Source organism: Pseudomonas sp. JL3 (genome assembly GCF_031570575.1).
Taxonomy (GTDB): domain Bacteria; phylum Pseudomonadota; class Gammaproteobacteria; order Pseudomonadales; family Pseudomonadaceae; genus Aquipseudomonas; species Aquipseudomonas cucumis.
Genome location: NZ_JAKWJK010000002.1, coordinates 197,332 through 216,472 on the forward strand (window position 1 = coordinate 197,332; position 19,141 = coordinate 216,472).

Sequence of the window (19,141 nt, forward strand, 5' to 3'; positions counted from 1 at the left end):
CGAGCGGGGCGGCGATCCGACTTGCCCGCGAAGGCACCTTTAAGACGAAGGCTTATTAAGCCGCCCATCAAGGGCAAAAGGCTCTTGCAACACCAACTCGTACAACCCATTAGCCAATTGCGGGTTCATCAACAAATTCCAGCTATGCGGCGAGACACTGGAAGGGACCAACACAAAGGGGTACACACTTAACAGGTCCGCACCGAACTGTTGCTGGCTGCGACTTGGGGTACCTGGTACCAGCCAATTAGAGTTTGCGATGCTTTCGGGCTGCACCACATAAATCCTGGACGGGTTCAGGACTCGGGCCTGGGTAAGACGATGGGGCTTGCAATCCAGCGCGTCGAAATCCTTATGCACCGCAACTTCAAGGATGGCCGTAGAGGCATCCAGGGCTGCATAAACCGTGGCCATACCTTTAGGGGTCCAGCGCCCACCCACTTTTTCAGCGCCAATACCCGAATTCCAGGAGGGGGCATACTCAGCAGGATCAAGGCGCCAGAAGTGAATCTCACTGCTCAAAGGGTCTTTAGCCATCAATAGACCCCATACTCAATGCGCGTCAGAAAGTCAGTCACCAACTCATACCCGACCGAATTTGAAATCAGGTCGATGGGGATTTCACCATCCAGGCCCCGTGCAGGTTTGACCATCCACTGCTCGGCAAGCTCACGCGAACCCAGCACCTCCGTTGCCTTTTCCAAGACCTCCGCATAGTTGAGCGCTCGCGTGCTTTGCTCCGCGGTCAACGCTTCATTGGGCGTTTTCAACCGCCGCGCTAGCGTGCGATCAGATGCACCAACGATTTTCGACAGCACGCCGCGTTGCTTATACACCTCGCTGTTTTCGATCATATCGAGCACCGACTGCAGCGGGAAACCGTTTTTAACGGCCCTGTAAATCTCCATACGATCATCGCTATTTCTTCCAGAAAGCAAGACCGCAACCATTGGGGGCACGCGACTCGACCCCGGCATTTTCACCTTCACCGCACGCTCGCCATTACTCAAGACGGTTACGGCAACATCGGATTCGCGTGGTTTAACCTTTCTTTTTGGGCTGGCATCTTTGCCTGCCTCGTCGACTACGACATCTTTTTTCTTGGCGCTCATGGCAGCCTCCGCCGCTTTGTCATCTGGCATAAACTATAGTGCCAAATGGCAGAAAAGACCTAATCCAACAACGCGTCCCTTATAGGAGCGAGCGGTGCGGCGATCCTACAAGGGGAGTGGAGCTCACGTTTCTAAGGCGTATCGATTTTATCCAGCACCCGGTTCGCGGTGATCTCCGCCACCATGATGCTGTTTGAAATGCCCAGCAGGGCGTAGCGCGATTCACCCTCCAGATGATCCACCAACTGATGGACCATCACATCGACCGAAGCCAGCGTCTCAACCAAAAAAACCGCCAGGGTTTCGGCTGTGGCTTCTGGGTCCACGGCAAACATCTTGCTGGGTTTACGCTCGGTGGCTTTGATGTCGGCATTCGACGGGAAGTGGAAGTTCAGAGCCCGCTCGGCGGCCTCGTTGAGTTTTTTTGAATCGGGTTCGTATGGGGATATCGGATCGGCGTCTGGCGGGTTTGGCGTTACCTTGAACATATTTACGTCTCCAACAATTTGGAGCCATCACCGAATCGCTGCTAAACGAAGGTGGCAGCTGTGTGCAGGTTAGCAGACCGGCGGAGACGAATCCGGCGCGCCCGAGGGCGCCCTGCGCACAGCTACCATAAAGTGCAGGCATGAAATGACCTGACTGTCTGGATGCAAATGCGCTTCGTCACGACGGGCTGCTAAACCCGATCACTGATGAGCAGTGACACGAATCAAGTTACCGAGTGACCCCAAAGCGCACAAGCCGGCGGATTCTGGTGCAGCCGTAGGCAACGGCGCAAGGTTTTGTAGCTTTCAGGACGTAACTTTGAGGTCTTTTAAACAAGCCTCTTCGATCAATGTTGACTGCGCCGCCGTCTTCGCGAGCAAGCCCGCTCCCACAGGTTCCGCCTCTACACCAGAACGGATCCCTGTCATTTAATTGCCTCACCCCTCCTCATTTGTAGAGGTCCATCCGACGCCCGCGCCCTATAGGGTATGCCCTGCATATCAGAGGCTTGCGGCCGTCTGTTCGGGCCACTTCCAAAACTATAAAAATAGAGGTGAGGCAGTTGAAATTTTCCAGGCTGTTTATCGCCGTTGCGTCGACAACGGCATTTTCCTGCATGGCGCTGGTGGGGTGTCAGACACAGGGTTCGACACCCGCTGACATGGTGATGCGCAACGGCTATGTCTACACCGTCGATGGCAAGAACTCCGTGCAGCAGGCGATCGCCGTTACGGGCGGGAAGATCGTCTATGTCGGCAGCGATGAAGGCGTTGCCTCGTACATCGGCACGCAGACACAGTTGATCGATCTGGCGGGGCGCATGTTAATGCCGGGCTTCGTCGATGCGCACATGCATCCGGGGGACGGCGGTCGCGCCATGACGTTGTGCGACCTGAAATACCAGACGATGACCCGCAAGGTTTTCCAGGAAACCATTCAGGCGTGTCTGGATGCCGACAAGGGCAAGGGCCCGGATGTCTGGCTTGAAGTGGGCAGTTGGGACCGCATGGGCATGACCGGGCTCGACGGCGATCCCGACAAGTCGACGCTCGATGCACTCAAGACCCATCGCCCGATTCAGGTCCGTTCCACCGACTTCCATACCGTGCTGACAAACTCTCGCGGTCTGGCGGTCGCGGGCATCAACAAGCACACGGCCAATCCGGGGGATGGCAAATACGTGCGCGACAGCGCCGGCAACCCGACCGGTATTTGCGAAGACGGTGCCGCCGATGCCATGGCTGCCGTGGTGCCGCCGGCCAGCGACGCAGAAAAACTCAACCAGACCCGGGCGGCGCTCGACGCCATGCGCCAGCAAGGCATCACCAGTTTCTTCGATGCCTTGTCGGGACCTGAAAATGGCAAAGCGTTTACCACCCTGCAACAGTCGGGCGAGCTGACCGCACGGGCCTTGCTGGCGATCAAACTCGACCCTGCCGCGGCCGCGGCAGACCCGGCGAAAACCATCGCCGAGGCCAAGGCATTGGCCAGCACCTATGACCAGGGCGAAGCCAAAGTCGCGCCGGGTGTGAGCATGCGTCACGTCAAATTGTTCATGGACGGCATCATCAACGCTCCAGCGGATACCGGGGCAATGTTGACGCCGTACTTGCGCAATGCCGGCACCGATGCCGCGCCCAAGTGGACGCCTGGCAAGAATACCGGTGAGCTTTACTACCCGCCGCAAGTGCTCAATCCGTTGCTGTTGCAAGCGGTGCGGGCCGGCCTCGATCCGCACCTTCACGCCACCGGGGACCGAGCGGTGCGTGACTCGTTGAACGGTATCGAATACGTGCGCCAGCAACTGCCTGACAATGGCTTTCGTCCAGCCATTACTCACGCCGAATCGGTGGACCCCGCCGACTACTCACGTTTCAAGGCGCTTGATGTGACCGCCAACATGTCGTTCCAGTGGGCCCAGCAGGCGCCGTCCACGGTCGACGGCACCAGCGATCATCTCGGGCCTGCGCGTTTTGCCCGCATGGAGCCATCGGGCAGCATCAGCCGCGCTGGCGGCCGGGTTGCTTATGGCAGCGATTGGCCCGTCGACCCGCTCGATGAGTTCCTGGCGCTGAAGATCGGTGTCACCCGTTCAGGCGATCCACTGAACCCGCACAGCTACGGCCCCAAGTATGCGGGCAGGTTGAATGCCGACCCGGCGCTGTCGCGCACTGACGTGCTGCGCACCATCACCATGAACGCCGCCGAGCAACTGAAACTGGACGCTGTCGTCGGTTCGGTCGAAGTGGGCAAGTTCGCCGACTTGATCGTGCTGGACAAGAACTTCATGCAGGTGCCGGAGGATGAACTGGGCCGAAACGAGGTACTGCTGACGATGGTCGGCGGCAAGGTCGTGTGGGCCAAGGCGCCGTTCGTTGGACTTGATCCGAAGGCATTGTCACAAGCTTCCACATCCCGAGCTGCCCAATAAAAACAAGAGAGTGTTCCGATGCAACTATTCATTCCCAACCTGTTGGCCGCAGCCCTGGCCATTTCTTCGGTGCAGGCCATGGCTGCCGCTGATCTTGTGCTGTTCAATGGCAAGGTCTTTACCGCCGAACCCGGTCAAGCACTGGTTCAGGCCGTGGCGGTGCAAGACGGCAAGATTCTTAAAGTGGGCAGCGATGCCGAGATCAACGCCCTGGCCGATGCCCAGACGCAACGAATCGATCTGGCGGGCAAAGTACTGATGCCTGGAATGATTGATACCCATAGCCACCCGGTCGTTGCGGCCTTCAACAGCCAAGGGGCTAACCTGCTGGATGAGGTAAAGCCGTTGCCGGAACTCGAGCAATGGGTAATCGAGCAGGATGAAGCGGGGCGTGCACGGGCGGGTGACGTGATCAGCATTGCCGGGGTGAGTTCGGCCTATTGGGAGAAAAGCCGCGAGCTCGGTCAGCGCTTCAATCAGGGCCGCTGGGCGGACCAACCGGTGGTCCTCAGCGGGATTGACGGGCATACCGGTTGGGCCAACAACGCGATGCTCAAGCGTCTGAAGATCGACGCGGCACTGGTAAAAGGCCTGTCGGAGCAGGACCGCAGTTTCGTGGGGCACGCAGCGGACTTCACCCCCAATGGTTTGTTCGCCGAGTCGCGCTGGGACAAGGTACGCAGTCAGATCCCCGCGCCCGGCAACGAGGTCATGTTGAAGGCTGCCCGCGAGGCGGTGAAGGTCAATAATCAATATGGCGTTACCGCCTGGATGGACGCGGCAGCGAATGCCGGAAGTGGTGATTCGCTGTTCGATTTCCAGGCCACCGAGCAGAGCTACGGAGTTCTACCGCTTTACCGTGAACTGGCAGAGAAGGGCGAGCTCAATGCCCACGTCGCAGCTCTGTTGCTGGCCAACCCAAAAAGCCGGCCGGCGGACTTGGAGGTGCTGGCCAAGGTGATGAAGAAATTCGAGGGCGTGCCCAACCTGAGCTTCCCTGGCATCAAGGTCTTTGCGGACGGCGTTCTGGAGTTTCCGGGGCAGACGGCAGCGGTGATTGTTCCGTTCACCAACAGTCAAAAAAACGGTCAGTTGCTGATCGACCCGGCACACTTTGGTGAGTTGGTAGTCGCGGCGGAGAAGCGTGACTGGATTGTGCACACGCATGCGGTCGGCGACCGCGCCGTACGTGAGTCACTCAATGGCATTGAATACGCGCGCAAGCTCAACCCGACACCGATGGCCCACAGCATTACCCACTTGCAACTGGTCAATCCAAAGGAATTCCCGCGCTTCAAGCAGCTTGGCGTGATCGCTTCCATGCAGCTGCTGTGGGCTACCGGCGAGTCTTACACGGTGGAGTTGGTCAAACCGTATATCAGCGCGTTTGCTTACGGTTACCAGTATCCCGCCAGGTCCCTGCATAACGCCGGTGCGGTCATCGCCGGTGGCAGTGACTGGCCGGTGTCCAGCCCCAACCCGTGGAATGCCATCGCCCAGGCCAGCACTCGCAAAGGGCCGCTGGGGGTGTTGAATGCCAATGAAAGCATTGATCGCCAGACCATGTTGTACGCCTATACCCTCAATGCCGCCAAAGTCCTGCGACTGGAGCAACAGATTGGCTCGCTGGCGCCCGGCAAACAGGCCGATTTGATCATCCTCGACCGCGATGTGTTCAAGGTCAGCGACGACGAGCTGTTCGACACCAGGGTCCTGAAGACTTTCTTCGCTGGCAAGCAGGTTTACGCGCCCGCGTCCTGACGACTACCCGCCGGCAGCACCCAGAAAAATGCACCAGCCCCTCGCATTGCGAGGGGCTGGGCAACGCCATGCCCGAAATCACCCGCTGATCCATAAAAACAAGAGACTTGTATGAACGTACGCTCAGCATTGACCCTTGCCAGCCTTGTATTGGCTCCCCTGACCAGCCAGGCACTGACACTTAACGACAACTTCAGCCTCGACATGACCCTGGGCGTTGTCAGTGACTACCGCACGCGTGGCATTTCGCAAACCCTGGGGGATCCGGCAGTTCAGGCCGGCGCCACGCTGGTGCACAGCAGCGGCTTGTACGTTGGCGCCTGGACCTCGAATGTCGATTTCGGCGGCCCCTACAAGACCCGGCAGGAACTCGAGTACTACGCGGGCTACTACTGGCAGGCGACCGAGGCAATCAGTCTCGATCTGGGGTACCTCAAGTACGACTATCCAAAGGAAGGCCAATTCAACCTGAGTGAGGTCTACGCCATCCTTGATGTTTATGGCGTGAAGCTCGGCGCCAACTACTCAAACGATACGCCGAACTTCTTTGGCGAGGACCAGGACACCCTTTACACCTACCTCAGCTACAAAATCGAATTGCCGGCCGAGATCGGCCTGGACCTGCGCGTGGGTCGCAACGATGTCAAAGACCCGGCTTTCTGGTCCTCCAACGGTGAAAGCCGTGATGCCTACACCGAGTGGGAAGCCAAACTGACCCGTGATTTCGTCGGCGTGACCTGGGGCCTCAGCTACATCGATACCGACCTGTCGAAAAGCGAATGCGCGAGCTGGTACGGCTATGGCGATCTATGCACTGCCACCGTGGTAGCCAGTGCCAGCAAGGCCTTCTAGTGTTCAAGCCGACACGATAAAAACAACAAACTGTTCTTCACAGGAAAGCACCTTAATGACCAAGGTCAGCGATAGTCAGCAGCGAAGTCCCCTGATCGAGACACGTTCGATCGATTACATTCCCGAGGCCGAGCGTCATGGCAGCCTCTACAGTCAGTTCACCCTGTGGCTCGGCGCCAACCTGCAGATCACCGCGATCGTCACCGGCGCGCTGGCCGTGGTGCTGGGCGGCGATGTGTTCTGGTCACTGATTGGTTTGCTGATCGGCCAGTTGCTCGGCGGTGCGGTGGTTGCCCTGCATGCGGCACAAGGGCCGAAGCTTGGGCTGCCGCAGATGATCTCCAGTCGTGTGCAGTTCGGCGTCTATGGGGCGGCGATCCCGATTGTGCTGGTGTGCCTGATGTACCTCGGTTTCAGCGCCACCGGCGCGGTACTGTCGGGGCAGGCCATTGCTCAGCTGATCAACGTTAGCGACAGCGCCGGAATTCTGATTTTCGCCTCCTGCATCGCGTTTCTGACGATCTTCGGTTATCGGGTCATCCACTTGGTCGGACGGGTGGCCAGCGTGCTGGGCATCATTGCTTTCGTCTATCTGTTTACCCGATTGATGACGCTCAACGACATCGGTCTGTTGCTGGAAAATCGCCATTTCGGCTGGAGCACTTTCCTGCTGGCGGTATCCCTTTCCGCGTCCTGGCAGATCGCGTTTGGCCCTTATGTGGCTGACTACTCACGTTACCTGCCGAGCAATACTTCGTCCTGGAAGACCTTCACCGCCGTAGGCCTGGGGACGGTGCTGGGCGCGCAGGCTTCCATGGTGCTGGGGGTGTTCGCCGCTGCGTTGGCGGGCCCGGGTTTTCGCGGGCATGAAGTCGCCACCATCGTTGGGTTGGGCAGTAGCGGTGTGATCGCTTCCTTGCTGTATTTGAGCGTGGTGTTCGGCAAGGTCACGGTGTCGACCCTCAACGCTTATGGCAGCTTCATGTGCATGGCCACCATTATCAGTGGCTTGCGTCGTGGCTTCGAGATATCCGCCGGCAAACGCATGCTGTTTGTGCTGGCGATTGTCGGGGCGTCGACCGCGCTTGCATTGCTGGGGCAGCACTCGTTTCTCACGACGTTCAAATACTTCATCCTGTTCTTATTGACCTTCTTCACGCCGTGGAGCGCGATCAACCTGGTGGATTATTACTTCGTCAACAAAGAGCGTTATGACATTCCCGCGTTGTCCGACCCGGCGGGGCGTTATGGCCGCTGGAATGTGTTGGGGATCAGCGTGTACGTCTTCGGTGTGTTGGTTCAGCTACCTTTTGTCGACACGCACTTCTATTCCGGACCGATGGTCGCGCAGCTTGGCGGCGTCGATATTTCCTGGATCGTCGGGCTGGTGGTACCGGGCATTCTCTATTACTGGGTGGCCAGGACATCGGGGCTTGCTGTGTCGGTCGAAAGTAACTCGAAGGCTTGAAGGCCCCGTCGATCAAGGGCTGTAGAGTGGGCGCGACGATAACTACCTTGTGTTCAAGCGTCTCCTATACTGATCCGCGTTGGCAGGTTCAACGCAGATCCTGAGCGCCGTTGGAACAGCAGCCAGCGGCTTCCCTACGACTCAACAGTAAGGAGAACAATCATGGCAATCCGTATTGGCGACGAAGCCCCGGACTTTACCGTCGAAAGCACCGAAGGCCCGCTGCATTTCCACGAGTGGATCGGCGACAAGTGGGCGATTCTTTTTTCGCACCCCAAGGACTTCACCCCGGTGTGCACCACGGAGCTCGGCTACATGGCGGGGCTCAAGCCGGAGTTCGATAAGCGCAACACCAAGATCGTGGGGCTCAGCGTCGACCCTGTCAGTAACCATCAGGCCTGGGCCAAAGACATCGAAGAGACCCAGGGGCATGCGGTCAACTATCCGATGATCGGGGACGAGAACCTGGTGGTGGCGAAGCTCTACGACATGATTCATCCGAATGCCAGTGGGGGCGCACGGACTGCCGTGGACAACGCCACGGTGCGTTCAGTGTTCATCATCGGCCCGGACAAAAAGGTCAAGGCGATGCTGATCTACCCGATGAGTGCCGGGCGCAACTTCGATGAAGTGCTGCGTCTGCTCGATTCTCTGCAGTTGAATGCCAAGCACACGGTTGCGACCCCGGTGAACTGGCGTCCGGGTGAGGACGTGATCATTCCCACTTCGGTCTCCGATGAGGACGCCAGGAAGAAGTATCCGGATGGCTTCAAAACGCTGAAACCTTATCTGCGCACGGTGGCGCAACCGAAGTAACCGATTCGTTGGGAGACCCCAATGCCCGCCTGCGCGGGCATTGATGGGCAAGACTCGGTGGCGACTGCAGGCTACTCGTCCTCGAGCGCAAGTTCGCTCGGGTCGGCCCCACACATCTGTGCCAACACTTGAACCACCAGGGCATGATCCTCACGCTGGGGCAGCCCTGAAACGGTGACGGCGCCAATGCACCCTACGTCCTTGACCGACACCGGGAAGCTGCCCCCATGATCGGCGTAATCACGCAGGGGCAACCCCATCAAACTTTCGAGTGAATCGCCCTGAAGCTTAAAAGACAGGCCTACGCGGTATGAGCTGAGTTCCATCAGTTCTACGACATTTCGCTTGCGTCGTGCCCAGTCGGCATTGCTGGCGGAGGTTCCCGGCATCGAGTAGAAAAACACGGTGTCCCGCGCCAGCCTGACCTCAATCGTGGTGGACACGCCTTGCTCCTCGCAGGCGGTTTTCAAACGGGTGCCCAAGTCCCAGGCCGTCGCTTTGTCGAAGCGCTCAAATTTCAGGGTTTCTTCCTGGAGCGCGATGCGTTGCAGGTCGGTTTTGATGTCCATGATTTCTCCCTCATCCCTTTCGGGCGGTCGTACTGTTACGCACGGTTAATGTGAACGGCAGCACCACATGGCGGTCCGGGATGGGCTTTTTTTCAATGAGGGCGATCAGCATTTCAACGGCTTTTTGGCCAAAGATTTCGGCGGGTTGCGCAATGGTCGTCAACGCCGGATCACAGTAGGCCGCGAATGGAATGTCATCGAAGCCGACCAACGAAATATCGTCGGGTACCCGCAAACCTTGTTGTTTGATGCGCTTCAATGCACCGATTGCCATTTCATCGTTTTCGCAAAAGAACGCGGTCGGACGGTCGGGCAAATCCAGCAGCATTCCCGCACCATCAAAACCGGCCTTCAACGTGAAGTCCCCGTGGCAGATCAATTGTGGGGCCGGCTCGATACCGGCCTGATGCAATGCATCTTGATAGCCGGCCACACGGTCGCGTGTGAGCGGGCTGCTTTTCGGGCCTTTGATCAGGCCGATCCGGCGATGACCCAGATCGATCAGATGCTCCGTCATGGCCTTGGCCGCCGCCCGGTTGTCGAGGCTGATCGTCGGATGCCGCCCGCCTTGAATCACCTCGCAGGCATTGACCAAAGGCAGTGACTCGCCATGCGGGAAGGGCGATTCAAACGGGTCGTAGGCGCGCAACTGAATCACGCCGTCGGCCTGGTGGGCGTACACCAGCGCGGCAAATTCCCGTTCGATTTCCTCGCGACCCTGGGTGTCGCACAGCAGCAGGCGGTAACCGGCCGCCTGTGCCGCCTGTTGGGCACCGCTGATCACCCGTGCGAAAAATGTGTTGGCGATGGCCGGGACCAGAATCACCAGGTTGCCGGTTCTGCGCGAACGAAACTGCACGGCCATGAGGTTCGGCCGGTAGCCGGCCTGTTCCACGGCTGCATTGACCTTGTCTCGGGTTTCGGGGAGTACGCGCTCGGGCGACTTCAGCGTTCTGGACACGGTGGCCACCGAGACGCCGGCCAGCCGGGCTACTTCACGGATATTGGACAAGACGACCTCGTTATCGAACCGGCAGATGTAAACATGGCCGGCGAGCTTACCGCAGTCCGGCCGTGCGCTGAAATGACCTTCATTTTTAATCCCGGGTTTGACACCTGAAGTAACTGAGCCTAAATTCCCGGCATGATGTAACCGGTTACATCATAGCCAAACCTGAGCACTAATCCGCCCCGAACAAGAGAAAATTCGCGATGAATGTTGCAACGGCAAAAATAAGAATGGGGTTTGTCGGGGGCGGCGAGGGCGCCTTCATCGGCAAAGCCCACCGCCAGGCCGCCGGCCTCGATGGTCGTTTTGAACTGGTGTGCGGTGCCTTCAGCCGAGACGCCCGCAACAATCAGGACACCGGCGCCGCGCTGGGATTGTCCGCCTCACGCTGCTACAGCGACTGGCAACTGATGCTCGATAGCGAGCGCGCATTGCCTGCCGACCAGCGCATGGAGCTGTTGGTCATCGTCACGCCCAATCACTTGCACGCGCCGATCGCCAGCCAGGCACTGAGCGCGGGTTTTCATGTGTTCAGCGAAAAACCCGCGGCACTGAATCTGTCCGAACTACTGGCGCTCAAGGCAGTGGTGAAAAGCAGCGACCGCCTCTATGGACTGGCCCACACGTATCTGGGTTATCCGATGGTCTGGCAGGCGCGCAAGATGGTGCGTACCGGCGTGATCGGCGCGGTGCGCAAGGTCATCGTCGAGTACCCGCAGGGCTGGCTGAGCCGGGATGTGGCCGGGCAGGGCAACAAGCAGGCGAGTTGGCGCGATCAGCCCGAGCAGTCCGGGCTGGGCGGCTGCATTGGCGACATCGGCACCCATGCCTTTTCACTGGCCGAATTCGTCGCGGACCAACCCATCGAACAGGTGTGCGCAACCTTGGGCTCGCACGTTGCCGGGCGGCAACTGGATGACGACGCGGCGATGCTGTTCAAGATGGCCGCCGGGGCCAGCGGGGTGTTGATCGCCAGCCAGGTCTGCGCTGGCGAAGAGAACCCGTTGAAGATCCGCGTCTATGGCGACAAGGGCGGGCTGGAGTGGCGTCAGGAAGAGCCTGCAAGCCTGATCCATCGCTCCCTCGATCAACCGTTGAGCATCCTTCGTTCCGGTGTCGGTCAGCCCTGGTTATGCGAGGCCGCCAGCCAGCGCATGCGTTTGCCTGCCGGGCATCCCGAAGGTTATCTCGAGGCCATGGCCAATCTCTATGGTGATTTTGCCACCGCGATCCGCAGCAACATCGAAGGCAATGATGCTCCCGGCGTGCCGGGCATCGAAGTCGGGTTGCGTGGCATGGCGTTCATCGAGGCGGTGGTCGCCAATCATCGCGGCGACGCGAAGTGGACCGAACTGATCTGCAACCCATGAATCCGGAGAACCCTCCCGTGAACCACACCTCCCCAACACCGGCAGGCCTGCGCGGCCCGGGTATTTTCCTCGCGCAGTTCATGTCCGCCGAAGCGCCCTTCGACACGCTCGCCAACATTGCCCGCTGGGCCGCAGCGCAGGGTTACAAGGCCATTCAATTGCCGACCCTGGGCACGCAATACATCGACCTGGCGCGCGCCGCCGACAGTCAGGATTACTGTGACGAGTTGAAAGCCGTCTGCGCCCAGGCGGGTGTCGAAATCAGCGAGCTGTCGACGCATCTGCAGGGCCAACTGGTAGCGGTGCATCCGGCGTTCGATACGTTGTTCGATGACTTCGCCCCCGCGCAGTTGCGCGGCCAGCCTCAGGCTCGAACCGAGTGGGCCATCGATCAGTTGAAGCTCGCCGCGCGCGCCAGCCAACGCTTGGGGTTGAAGGCGCACGCGACGTTTTCCGGTGCGCTGCTCTGGCCCTATGTCTACCCGTGGCCGCAACGTCCGAGCGGTCTGGTCGAGCAAGGGTTCGCCGAGCTCGCCAGGCGCTGGTTGCCGATCCTCGATTGTTTCGAGCAAGCCGGCGTCGACCTCTGCTACGAGATCCATCCCGGCGAAGACCTGCACGACGGCGCCTCGTTCGAGCGTTTTCTTGAGGCCGTCGATCACCATCCGCGCGCCGCGATCCTCTACGACCCGAGTCACCTGCTGCTTCAGCAAATGGACTATCTGGGCTTCATCGATCGCTACCACGAGCGCATCCGCATGTTCCACGTCAAGGACGCCGAGTTCCGGCCCGATGCCCGTTCGGGTGTCTACGGCGGCTATCAAGGTTGGGTAGAGCGGCCTGGCCGCTTCCGTTCTCTGGGCGATGGGCAGATCGATTTCAAATCGATTTTCAGCAAATTGACGCAGTACGACTTTGCCGGTTGGGCGGTTCTGGAATGGGAGTGTTGCCTGAAGGATTCGGAGCAGGGCGCCGCAGAAGGCGCGGCCTTCATTCAGCAGCACATGATCAGCAAAACCCGAAAGGCCTTTGACGATTTCGCCAGCGTGGCGTCCGACGAACGTTTCAATCGGCGGCTATTGGGTTTGCCCGACGCCTGAAAAACCTGTTTGCCCCTTTCTCCCCCCAAAAAAAACAATAAAGCGGTGACTGATATGACCACGATGAGTGCGCGATTAAGCGTAATGATGTTCTTGCAGTTCTTTATCTGGGGCGGATGGTTCGTAACCCTCGGCACCTTCCTCTCCAGTAATCTTGGGGCCAGCGGCGGGCAGATCGGCATGGCGTTCTCGACGCAGTCCTGGGGCGCGATCATCGCGCCCTTTGTGATCGGTTTGATTGCCGACCGTTACTTCAATGCCGAGCGCATTCTTGCGGTGTTGCATCTGATCGGCGCGGTGCTGCTGTTGCAACTCTATCGAGCGCCTGACTTCAGTGCGTTTTACCCGTTCGTGCTGGCTTACATGATGATCTACATGCCGACGCTGGCATTGGTGAATTCAGTGGCGTTCCGGCAGATGCGCGACCCGGCCCTGGAGTTCTCGCGGATCAGAGTGTGGGGCACCCTCGGCTGGATCGTGGCGGGGGTGGTGATCAGCTTTGTGTTTGCCTGGGATTCGCAACAAGCGATCTCATCCGGTGGCTTGCGCAACACGTTTCTGATGTCGGCCGTCGCGTCCCTCGTGCTTGGGATCTACAGCTTCAGCCTGCCGCGCACCGCGCCGCTCAAACCTGAGCCGGGCCGTGTCGGCTTGAAGCAAATGCTGGGGCTGGATGCCTTGGGATTGTTGAAGGATCGCAGCTACCTGGTGTTCTTCATCGCCTCCATTTTGATCTGCATTCCGTTGGCGTTTTATTACCAGAATGCCAACCCGTTCCTGGCGGAAATCGGCGTGACCAATCCGACCGCCAAGATGGCGATCGGGCAAGTCTCGGAAGTGCTGTTCATGTTGCTCCTGCCGCTGTTCATTCAGCGTTTCGGCATCAAGATCGCGCTGTTAGTGGGGATGCTGGCGTGGGCGTTGCGCTACCTGTTGTTCGCCTACGGCAACAACGGGGACCTCGCTTTCATGCTGTTCACCGGCATCGCCTTGCATGGCATCTGCTACGACTTCTTTTTTGTTTCGGGGCAGATCTACACCGATGCCAAAGCGTCGGAGCGTTTCAGAAGCTCTGCGCAAGGGTTGATCACGCTCGCGACATACGGCTTGGGCATGCTGATTGGCTTTTGGGTGGCCGGGGCGGTCACCGATCACTATGCATCGGCTGACAGCCATGACTGGAAAAGCATCTGGCTGTTCCCGGCAGGGTTCGCGTTGGCGATATTTTTCTGTTTTTCGCTGGCCTTCAAAGGGCGGCAAAGCGTGGCAGCGCCGTCGAGTATTTGAAGCATGACCCGAGTCTGAAGAACACCATCGGAACCTGTGGTTCACCAATTTGGTGTTCGGCTCAGATCCTTGTGGGAGCGGGCTTGCCCGCGATGGCGGTGTGTCAGGCGACATTGATGTTGAGTCTGCTGACCTCATCGCGGGCAAGCCCGCTCCCACAGGGTTTGTTATTACCGACTGGCATTTCAGGGGGTATGGAATGCACTCAAGGCGCGCCAAACAGCATCGTCCAGTAAACACCCTCATCGCTGCGCGAATCGGCGGCATAGGCTGCGCCCACTTGGGTAAACATCGGGTTCATCAGGTTGGCGCAATGTCCGGGGCTGGCCAGCCAGCTGGCCATCGCTTTGTTCGGTGAGCTTTGCCCGGCGGCGATGTTCTCGCCGATCTGCCGGCCTCGATAGCCGGCGGCTTTGGCCCGATCCAATGGCATATCACCGTCAGGATCGCGGTGGGCGAAGTAATTGCCGTAGGCCATTGCCTTGCTATGGCCTTGCGCAGCGGCGCCCAAGGCGGCATTCCAGGTCAACGGCCGTGTGGCGGCAAAGCGTTGGCGCCCGCACAGGCGTGGCCTGGCCCGTGCCGCATTGACCGCGGCCAGCAACGCCTTGCCCGCTTCTCGCGAATCACCGACACGTCCGTCGAGCACCGGTTGCGCCAGTACTATCTGCCATTCGCTGCGGGCGCGAGTGACGCCGATGTCGGCGAACTGGGTATCGAGCAGCGCCCCGCAGTAGTCGCTCTCAAGCATGTCAAACGCCTCATCGGCATCCTGCGCGCCGACCAGGCGAATGGTGCGCACCGTCACCGCTTGATAGCCTTTAGCTTTCAAGGCGTTGCGCAAACCGCCGCCATAGCCGACCGGTAACGCCAGGTTCGATTTCAGCGACAATGGCCGCAACGGCTTGACCGCACGCCCTGCGCAGCGATCGGGATCGGCGCGGTAGTCGTTGATGACTTCCACCAGTTGCCGCTCCCCACTGGCATGGGCGGGGCTGGCGAGCAGCGGAAGCAAAGGCATCAGGCACAGCGAGATAAAGCGACAGCGGCGGACGGTTGGGCGCATGAACGAACAACTCTGATGGGATGACGACGGTAAAGTGGGGTAGGGGCGAGCAATGACCGTAGGAGCGCTGCGTTGGGTGAGCTTCTTTTACGGCACGGCTAAGACTGCGGGTCTGAAGACTGGTTCACGAGGGGAAGAGACAAATTTGGCGGCGCCGTCGTGGGGCTGATTCAGGCTTACACGGGTCAGTCCGCCGGGGACATCGGACTCTCTGGCTGGTACCGTACCGACATCCTTCAGGGGGTACAGGGACATGACAAAAACCAGGGGTGACAAAGATTGGGTAAAGCGCTCGGCCCAGCCGTTGAAGATGGAGCGTATCGAAGCCTTTTTTGGCGGCCATGGGTTTACCCCACATCGCCACGATACGTACGCCATCGGACGAACGCTGTCGGGTGTACAAAGCTTCCAGTACCGCAATACCAAGCGTCACAGCCTGCCCGGGAAAACCATTGTTTTGCATCCGGACGAGGTGCATGACGGTGAAGCCGGCACCGAGGCGGGTTTTCATTATCGGATGATCTACATCGAGCCCGCTTTGATTCAGCAAGTATTAGGCGGCAAACCCTTGCCCTTCATCGACGGCGGGTTATCCAGCGACCCACGACTTTGTGCCGCAACCCAGGTGCTGCTGCAGAACCTCGATTCTTGCATCGAACCCCTGGAAGAAGACGATGCCATTTACGATCTCGCGCAGGCGCTGGATGTGCTCTCGGGTCAACGCGGGCGGCGCAAGTCGTTTGACTTTGCAGCGGCCGAACGCGCGCGTGCGCTGATTCATGAGTCGCTGGATCGAGTCATTACCCTGGATGAATTAGCGCAGGCCAGTGGTCGAGACCGCTGGAGCCTGAGCCGTGATTTTCGTGCGCTGTACGGTACGAGCCCCTATCGATACATGACTCAACGACGTCTCGATCTGGCAAGAGCACTGATGTTCGGGGGCCATTCGATGGCGGAGGCGGCCGTCTCCGCAGGCTTTTTCGATCAAAGCCACATGACGCGTCAGTTCGTCCAGACCTACGGCGTCTCACCCGGCCGGTGGATGAAGCGGCTGGGCCTTGTTTGAGGATGTTCTTGGGTTACTTGCACAATCATGCAATACGCAGCGTTGAGGCGTTTCTAAAGTCAGTGCTCGATATCCTGGCTAATGAGGGCAACCCAAATGAATTCCCAACCCGGCGTGACAACCTGCACCGCGATTAACTTTGCCGAAAAACTGGCTTTGTTCAACGAGCAATGGGCGCCCAAGGTTATTGCCGAAATGAACGACTACCAGTTCAAGGTGGTGAAAATCGAAGGCGACTTTGTCTGGCATTCCCATGCCGACACCGATGAAACCTTTATCGTCCTCGAAGGCGAGCTTCGCATTGATCTTCGAGAGGGGGCCGTCGTGGTCAGGCAGGGAGAAATGTACGTCGTCCCCAAGGGCGTCGAACACAAGCCTTATGCTGAGCGAGAGGTGAAGATGCTACTGATCGAGCCGCGTGGCGTGCTGAATACCGGCGATCAACAGGGAGAAAGAACCGCAATCAATGACGTCTGGATTTAGACGTTTTGGTAGTTTCTTCATCGCTGGGTGAGCAGGGCGCCTGAGAGCCTGGCGCCAGTTCATCCGCATCTATCGCTACATTTGCCAGCAAGCATTCAGGAACGCTCTGAATCAACCAATTAGGGGCGTTTTCATTGAAAAGGCTCGATGACATGTGGCGAAGTGCCTCTCGTCGGAAGATAAAGCGGCTATTCCGCGCTTTTCAGCTATTCTTGCGGCATCTGGACGGTGGCCATGACGTACTGGCACACGATGCGCAAGGAAGGGAAGACAAAATGGATGATGGGCATTGCGTGCAAGTTATCGCTGTGACTGGCGGTAAAGGTGGCGTGGGCAAGACAACGGTGGCGGTTAACCTTTCATTGGCGCTGGCAAAAATGGGCCGGCGCGTCGTATTGCTGGACGCCGATCTGGGCCTGGCGAATATCGATATTCTGTTGGGGCTGACCCCCCGCTACACACTGGCCGATGTCATCGAAGGACGTTGCGAGCTGTCCGAGGCGCTGTTGCCTGGGCCTGGAGGCATTCGTGTTGCCCCGGCCTCTTCTGGCTTGCAGAGCATGATTCATCTGGAGCCGGCGCAATACCGTGCGCTGATCCAGTCTTTTAGCGATATTGGCGACAAGCTTGATGTACTGGTGATCGATACGGCCGCCGGTATCGGTGGCTCGGTGGTCAATTTCATCCGCGCGGCCCAGGAAGTGATGGTGGTTGTGTGCGATGAACCCACTTCAATCAGCGGCGCCTACGGGCTGATCAAATTGCTTAGCCTGAATTACGGTTTGCACCGGTTTCGGGTGCTGGTCAACATGACGGGCAGCCCGTCGGAAGGCCGTAATCTGTTTGCCAAGCTGGAAAAGATTACCGACATGTTCCTGGATGTCTCGCTGCAATACGTCGGCGCGATACCCAGCGATGAATGTGCGCACAAAGCCGTGCAGAAGGGACGTGCAGTGCTTGAAGCCTTTCCCCGTTCCAAATGCGCTCAAGCTTTCCAGGCCCTGGCTCACAACGTCGATACCTGGCCATTGCCGACTCATCCGAGAGGGCATGTGGAGTTTTTTGTTGAGCAACTTGTGCAGAATTCTGGCAGGTGAGGCGCAAAGCCTGCCTTAAGAAAATCTTGAGTCGGTGAGAAACCTGTGGCGGGAGTAAGCTCCCTCGCCACAAAAACGTTTACACAGACTCAAATCACAACTTGTAGCCGATCTGCCGCAACAAGTTCTTGCGCCACAGAATATCTTCATCACCTTCAATGTCTTTGGCACAGAAGCCATCCACCACGCCCAGAATTCCTCGCCCCTGTTCCGTCTCGGCAACAATCACTTCGGTGGGATTGGCCGTTGCACAAAAAATACGGCACACCTCTGGAACCATTTTGACGGCGTTCAACACGTTCAGCGGGTAGAAACCGTCGCCCAGGAAAATGATAAAGCTATGGCCCGCGGCAATGGCTTGCGCATTTTTCTGCGCAAGTTCGATCATGGCGGTATCGGTGCCGGACCATCGCACCAGGCATTTGCCGGAGGCTTCACAAAAGGCCACGCCAAACTGAATACCTGGCACGGCGTTGACCAACGCTTCGTGAATGTCCTCGACGGACTTGATGAAGTGCGTCTGACCCAAAATGAAGTTCGTCGTTTCCGGCTTATCGATTTTCAACGTGATGAGTTGCATTTCAAACGCCTCCTTTCACGATGCTGCGAACCAGAGTCTGGCCTTTTATCAAGCCGGGACGGTGTCTTGCCCTGCTGGCGGTGGCTCTGTGTAGACGCGAACGTCCCCCAGTCTCCTTATCGTCGACTTGGGCAAGGTCGGCGCATCAAGAAGAATCGAATCAATGCGCTTGCGGATGTCAAAAACGATCGGGCCCAGGATCGCTTCGTCCTTGCCGCTGGCGATTTCGTCCTGAATCTCACGCGAGATCGCCCCGAGTTTCTCGGCGGTGTCCTTGTGCCCGGCAGCCCGGGTGTCAAAGTTCAGGAAGGTCTGAACCGAACTCAACACCAAGGTCAGGAGTGACAGGACACCGGCCAGGTATTGGAGCCAAACGGGCGATGAGTCACTGATCGAGCCAAAGACACTGGCGCTGACGATGGCCGACAGAACAACGCAGGGGATACCCAGTTTCCAGCTGAATTTCTCGAAATCCCGGGCACTGATTTCGTGTTCAATCTGCAACCGAACAATCATGCGATTCCATTTGGTCAATAGCTCGAGCCGGCTCATGGTTGCAGTCCTTGGCAGGGGGATTGAGGTGAA

At 58.5% G+C, this 19,141-nt stretch carries 19 protein-coding genes; 11 read left to right on the forward strand and 8 right to left on the reverse strand.

Features of this window, described 5'->3' with window-relative positions:
- Nucleotides 1-39: 39 nt before the first annotated feature.
- The 3 genes from MMG91_RS04105 to MMG91_RS04115 all read right to left on the reverse strand — a co-directional run bounded on the left by MMG91_RS04105 (nt 40) and on the right by MMG91_RS04115 (nt 1,600).
- Nucleotides 40-537, reverse strand: a complete 498-nt coding sequence (locus MMG91_RS04105; RefSeq protein ID WP_310658824.1) for an RES domain-containing protein — start codon at nt 535-537, stop codon at nt 40-42.
- Nucleotides 537-1,112: an antitoxin Xre/MbcA/ParS toxin-binding domain-containing protein gene (locus tag MMG91_RS04110; RefSeq protein ID WP_310658825.1), complete on the reverse strand. Its 576-nt coding sequence runs from the start codon at nt 1,110-1,112 to the stop codon at nt 537-539. Before MMG91_RS04110 ends, MMG91_RS04105 begins: the two co-directional genes overlap by 1 nt.
- Before the next feature lie 131 nt (nt 1,113-1,243).
- On the reverse strand, nt 1,244-1,600 hold the full coding sequence (locus tag MMG91_RS04115) for a DUF6124 family protein (RefSeq protein WP_310658826.1): 357 nt from the start codon (nt 1,598-1,600) through the stop codon (nt 1,244-1,246).
- 563 nt (nt 1,601-2,163) lie between these two features.
- On the opposite strand from MMG91_RS04115, the gene MMG91_RS04120 reads away from it, so the two are divergent.
- The 5 genes from MMG91_RS04120 to MMG91_RS04140 all read left to right on the forward strand — a co-directional run bounded on the left by MMG91_RS04120 (nt 2,164) and on the right by MMG91_RS04140 (nt 8,929).
- On the forward strand, nt 2,164-4,032 hold the full coding sequence (locus tag MMG91_RS04120) for an amidohydrolase (protein ID WP_310658827.1): 1,869 nt from the start codon (nt 2,164-2,166) through the stop codon (nt 4,030-4,032).
- 18 nt (nt 4,033-4,050) lie between these two features.
- Nucleotides 4,051-5,793, forward strand: coding sequence for an amidohydrolase (locus MMG91_RS04125; protein WP_310658828.1), 1,743 nt, complete (start codon nt 4,051-4,053; stop codon nt 5,791-5,793).
- 111 nt (nt 5,794-5,904) lie between these two features.
- Nucleotides 5,905-6,645 carry a TorF family putative porin gene (locus tag MMG91_RS04130; protein ID WP_310658829.1) on the forward strand — a complete coding sequence of 247 codons (741 nt, stop codon included), beginning with the start codon at nt 5,905-5,907 and terminating at the stop codon, nt 6,643-6,645.
- A gap of 55 nt (nt 6,646-6,700) precedes the next feature.
- The gene (locus MMG91_RS04135; protein WP_310658830.1) at nt 6,701-8,113 is read left to right on the forward strand and encodes a cytosine permease; all 1,413 of its coding nucleotides are present in this window, start codon (nt 6,701-6,703) and stop codon (nt 8,111-8,113) included.
- A gap of 162 nt (nt 8,114-8,275) precedes the next feature.
- The gene (locus tag MMG91_RS04140) at nt 8,276-8,929 is read left to right on the forward strand and encodes a peroxiredoxin (RefSeq protein WP_305502477.1); all 654 of its coding nucleotides are present in this window, start codon (nt 8,276-8,278) and stop codon (nt 8,927-8,929) included.
- Nucleotides 8,930-9,000: 71 nt separating this feature from the next.
- Here the strand turns inward: MMG91_RS04140 and MMG91_RS04145 are convergent, their stop codons facing one another.
- Nucleotides 9,001-9,498, reverse strand: a complete 498-nt coding sequence (locus MMG91_RS04145; RefSeq protein ID WP_310658831.1) for a heme-degrading domain-containing protein — start codon at nt 9,496-9,498, stop codon at nt 9,001-9,003.
- Nucleotides 9,499-9,508: 10 nt separating this feature from the next.
- Nucleotides 9,509-10,510: a LacI family DNA-binding transcriptional regulator gene (locus MMG91_RS04150; RefSeq protein WP_310658832.1), complete on the reverse strand. Its 1,002-nt coding sequence runs from the start codon at nt 10,508-10,510 to the stop codon at nt 9,509-9,511.
- A gap of 200 nt (nt 10,511-10,710) precedes the next feature.
- Here MMG91_RS04150 and MMG91_RS04155 point away from each other — a divergent pair, with 200 nt between their 5' ends.
- Genes MMG91_RS04155 through MMG91_RS04165 form a run of 3 tightly spaced genes read left to right on the forward strand, consistent with a single transcriptional unit; the run spans nt 10,711 to nt 14,264 of the window.
- Entirely contained in the window at nt 10,711-11,877 is a 1,167-nt protein-coding gene (locus MMG91_RS04155; RefSeq protein ID WP_405046515.1) for a Gfo/Idh/MocA family protein, read from the forward strand.
- Complete coding sequence (locus MMG91_RS04160) at nt 11,874-12,977, forward strand: sugar phosphate isomerase/epimerase family protein (RefSeq protein ID WP_310658833.1); 1,104 nt, start codon at nt 11,874-11,876, stop codon at nt 12,975-12,977. Before MMG91_RS04155 ends, MMG91_RS04160 begins: the two co-directional genes overlap by 4 nt.
- 54 nt (nt 12,978-13,031) lie before the next feature.
- Nucleotides 13,032-14,264, forward strand: coding sequence for a nucleoside permease (locus MMG91_RS04165; RefSeq protein ID WP_310658834.1), 1,233 nt, complete (start codon nt 13,032-13,034; stop codon nt 14,262-14,264).
- A 205-nt stretch (nt 14,265-14,469) separates the two neighbouring features.
- Here MMG91_RS04165 and MMG91_RS04170 read toward each other — a convergent pair whose 3' ends face one another.
- Complete coding sequence (locus MMG91_RS04170) at nt 14,470-15,330, reverse strand: CAP domain-containing protein (protein WP_305446121.1); 861 nt, start codon at nt 15,328-15,330, stop codon at nt 14,470-14,472.
- A 253-nt stretch (nt 15,331-15,583) separates the two neighbouring features.
- On the opposite strand from MMG91_RS04170, the gene MMG91_RS04175 reads away from it, so the two are divergent.
- The 3 genes from MMG91_RS04175 (at nt 15,584) to MMG91_RS04185 (ending at nt 17,976) form a co-directional block, all read left to right on the forward strand.
- Entirely contained in the window at nt 15,584-16,396 is an 813-nt protein-coding gene (locus tag MMG91_RS04175; RefSeq protein WP_310658835.1) for an AraC family transcriptional regulator, read from the forward strand.
- 96 nt (nt 16,397-16,492) lie between these two features.
- The gene (locus MMG91_RS04180) at nt 16,493-16,879 is read left to right on the forward strand and encodes a cupin domain-containing protein (RefSeq protein WP_310658836.1); all 387 of its coding nucleotides are present in this window, start codon (nt 16,493-16,495) and stop codon (nt 16,877-16,879) included.
- 275 nt (nt 16,880-17,154) lie between these two features.
- The gene (locus MMG91_RS04185; RefSeq protein ID WP_310658837.1) at nt 17,155-17,976 is read left to right on the forward strand and encodes a MinD/ParA family protein; all 822 of its coding nucleotides are present in this window, start codon (nt 17,155-17,157) and stop codon (nt 17,974-17,976) included.
- Between the two features lie 94 nt (nt 17,977-18,070).
- Here MMG91_RS04185 and MMG91_RS04190 read toward each other — a convergent pair whose 3' ends face one another.
- Nucleotides 18,071-18,556: an adenosine-specific kinase gene (locus MMG91_RS04190; RefSeq protein WP_305446117.1), complete on the reverse strand. Its 486-nt coding sequence runs from the start codon at nt 18,554-18,556 to the stop codon at nt 18,071-18,073.
- Between the two features lie 48 nt (nt 18,557-18,604).
- Nucleotides 18,605-19,108: an SLATT domain-containing protein gene (locus tag MMG91_RS04195; RefSeq protein WP_305446116.1), complete on the reverse strand. Its 504-nt coding sequence runs from the start codon at nt 19,106-19,108 to the stop codon at nt 18,605-18,607.
- Nucleotides 19,109-19,141 lie beyond the last annotated feature (33 nt).

Coding starts and splice junctions, on each gene's coding strand:
- MMG91_RS04195 (WP_305446116.1), bottom strand. CDS start 19,108: ATGAGCCGGCTCGAGCTATTGACCAAATGGAATCGCATGATTGTTCGG.
- MMG91_RS04160 (WP_310658833.1), top strand. CDS start 11,874: ATGAATCCGGAGAACCCTCCCGTGAACCACACCTCCCCAACACCGGCA.
- MMG91_RS04190 (WP_305446117.1), bottom strand. CDS start 18,556: ATGCAACTCATCACGTTGAAAATCGATAAGCCGGAAACGACGAACTTC.
- MMG91_RS04105 (WP_310658824.1), bottom strand. CDS start 537: ATGGCTAAAGACCCTTTGAGCAGTGAGATTCACTTCTGGCGCCTTGAT.
- MMG91_RS04110 (WP_310658825.1), bottom strand. CDS start 1,112: ATGAGCGCCAAGAAAAAAGATGTCGTAGTCGACGAGGCAGGCAAAGAT.
- MMG91_RS04180 (WP_310658836.1), top strand. CDS start 16,493: ATGAATTCCCAACCCGGCGTGACAACCTGCACCGCGATTAACTTTGCC.
- MMG91_RS04170 (WP_305446121.1), bottom strand. CDS start 15,330: ATGCGCCCAACCGTCCGCCGCTGTCGCTTTATCTCGCTGTGCCTGATG.
- MMG91_RS04130 (WP_310658829.1), top strand. CDS start 5,905: ATGAACGTACGCTCAGCATTGACCCTTGCCAGCCTTGTATTGGCTCCC.
- MMG91_RS04115 (WP_310658826.1), bottom strand. CDS start 1,600: ATGTTCAAGGTAACGCCAAACCCGCCAGACGCCGATCCGATATCCCCA.
- MMG91_RS04165 (WP_310658834.1), top strand. CDS start 13,032: ATGACCACGATGAGTGCGCGATTAAGCGTAATGATGTTCTTGCAGTTC.
- MMG91_RS04175 (WP_310658835.1), top strand. CDS start 15,584: ATGACAAAAACCAGGGGTGACAAAGATTGGGTAAAGCGCTCGGCCCAG.
- MMG91_RS04140 (WP_305502477.1), top strand. CDS start 8,276: ATGGCAATCCGTATTGGCGACGAAGCCCCGGACTTTACCGTCGAAAGC.
- MMG91_RS04145 (WP_310658831.1), bottom strand. CDS start 9,498: ATGGACATCAAAACCGACCTGCAACGCATCGCGCTCCAGGAAGAAACC.
- MMG91_RS04125 (WP_310658828.1), top strand. CDS start 4,051: ATGCAACTATTCATTCCCAACCTGTTGGCCGCAGCCCTGGCCATTTCT.
- MMG91_RS04135 (WP_310658830.1), top strand. CDS start 6,701: ATGACCAAGGTCAGCGATAGTCAGCAGCGAAGTCCCCTGATCGAGACA.
- MMG91_RS04185 (WP_310658837.1), top strand. CDS start 17,155: ATGGATGATGGGCATTGCGTGCAAGTTATCGCTGTGACTGGCGGTAAA.
- MMG91_RS04155 (WP_405046515.1), top strand. CDS start 10,711: ATGAATGTTGCAACGGCAAAAATAAGAATGGGGTTTGTCGGGGGCGGC.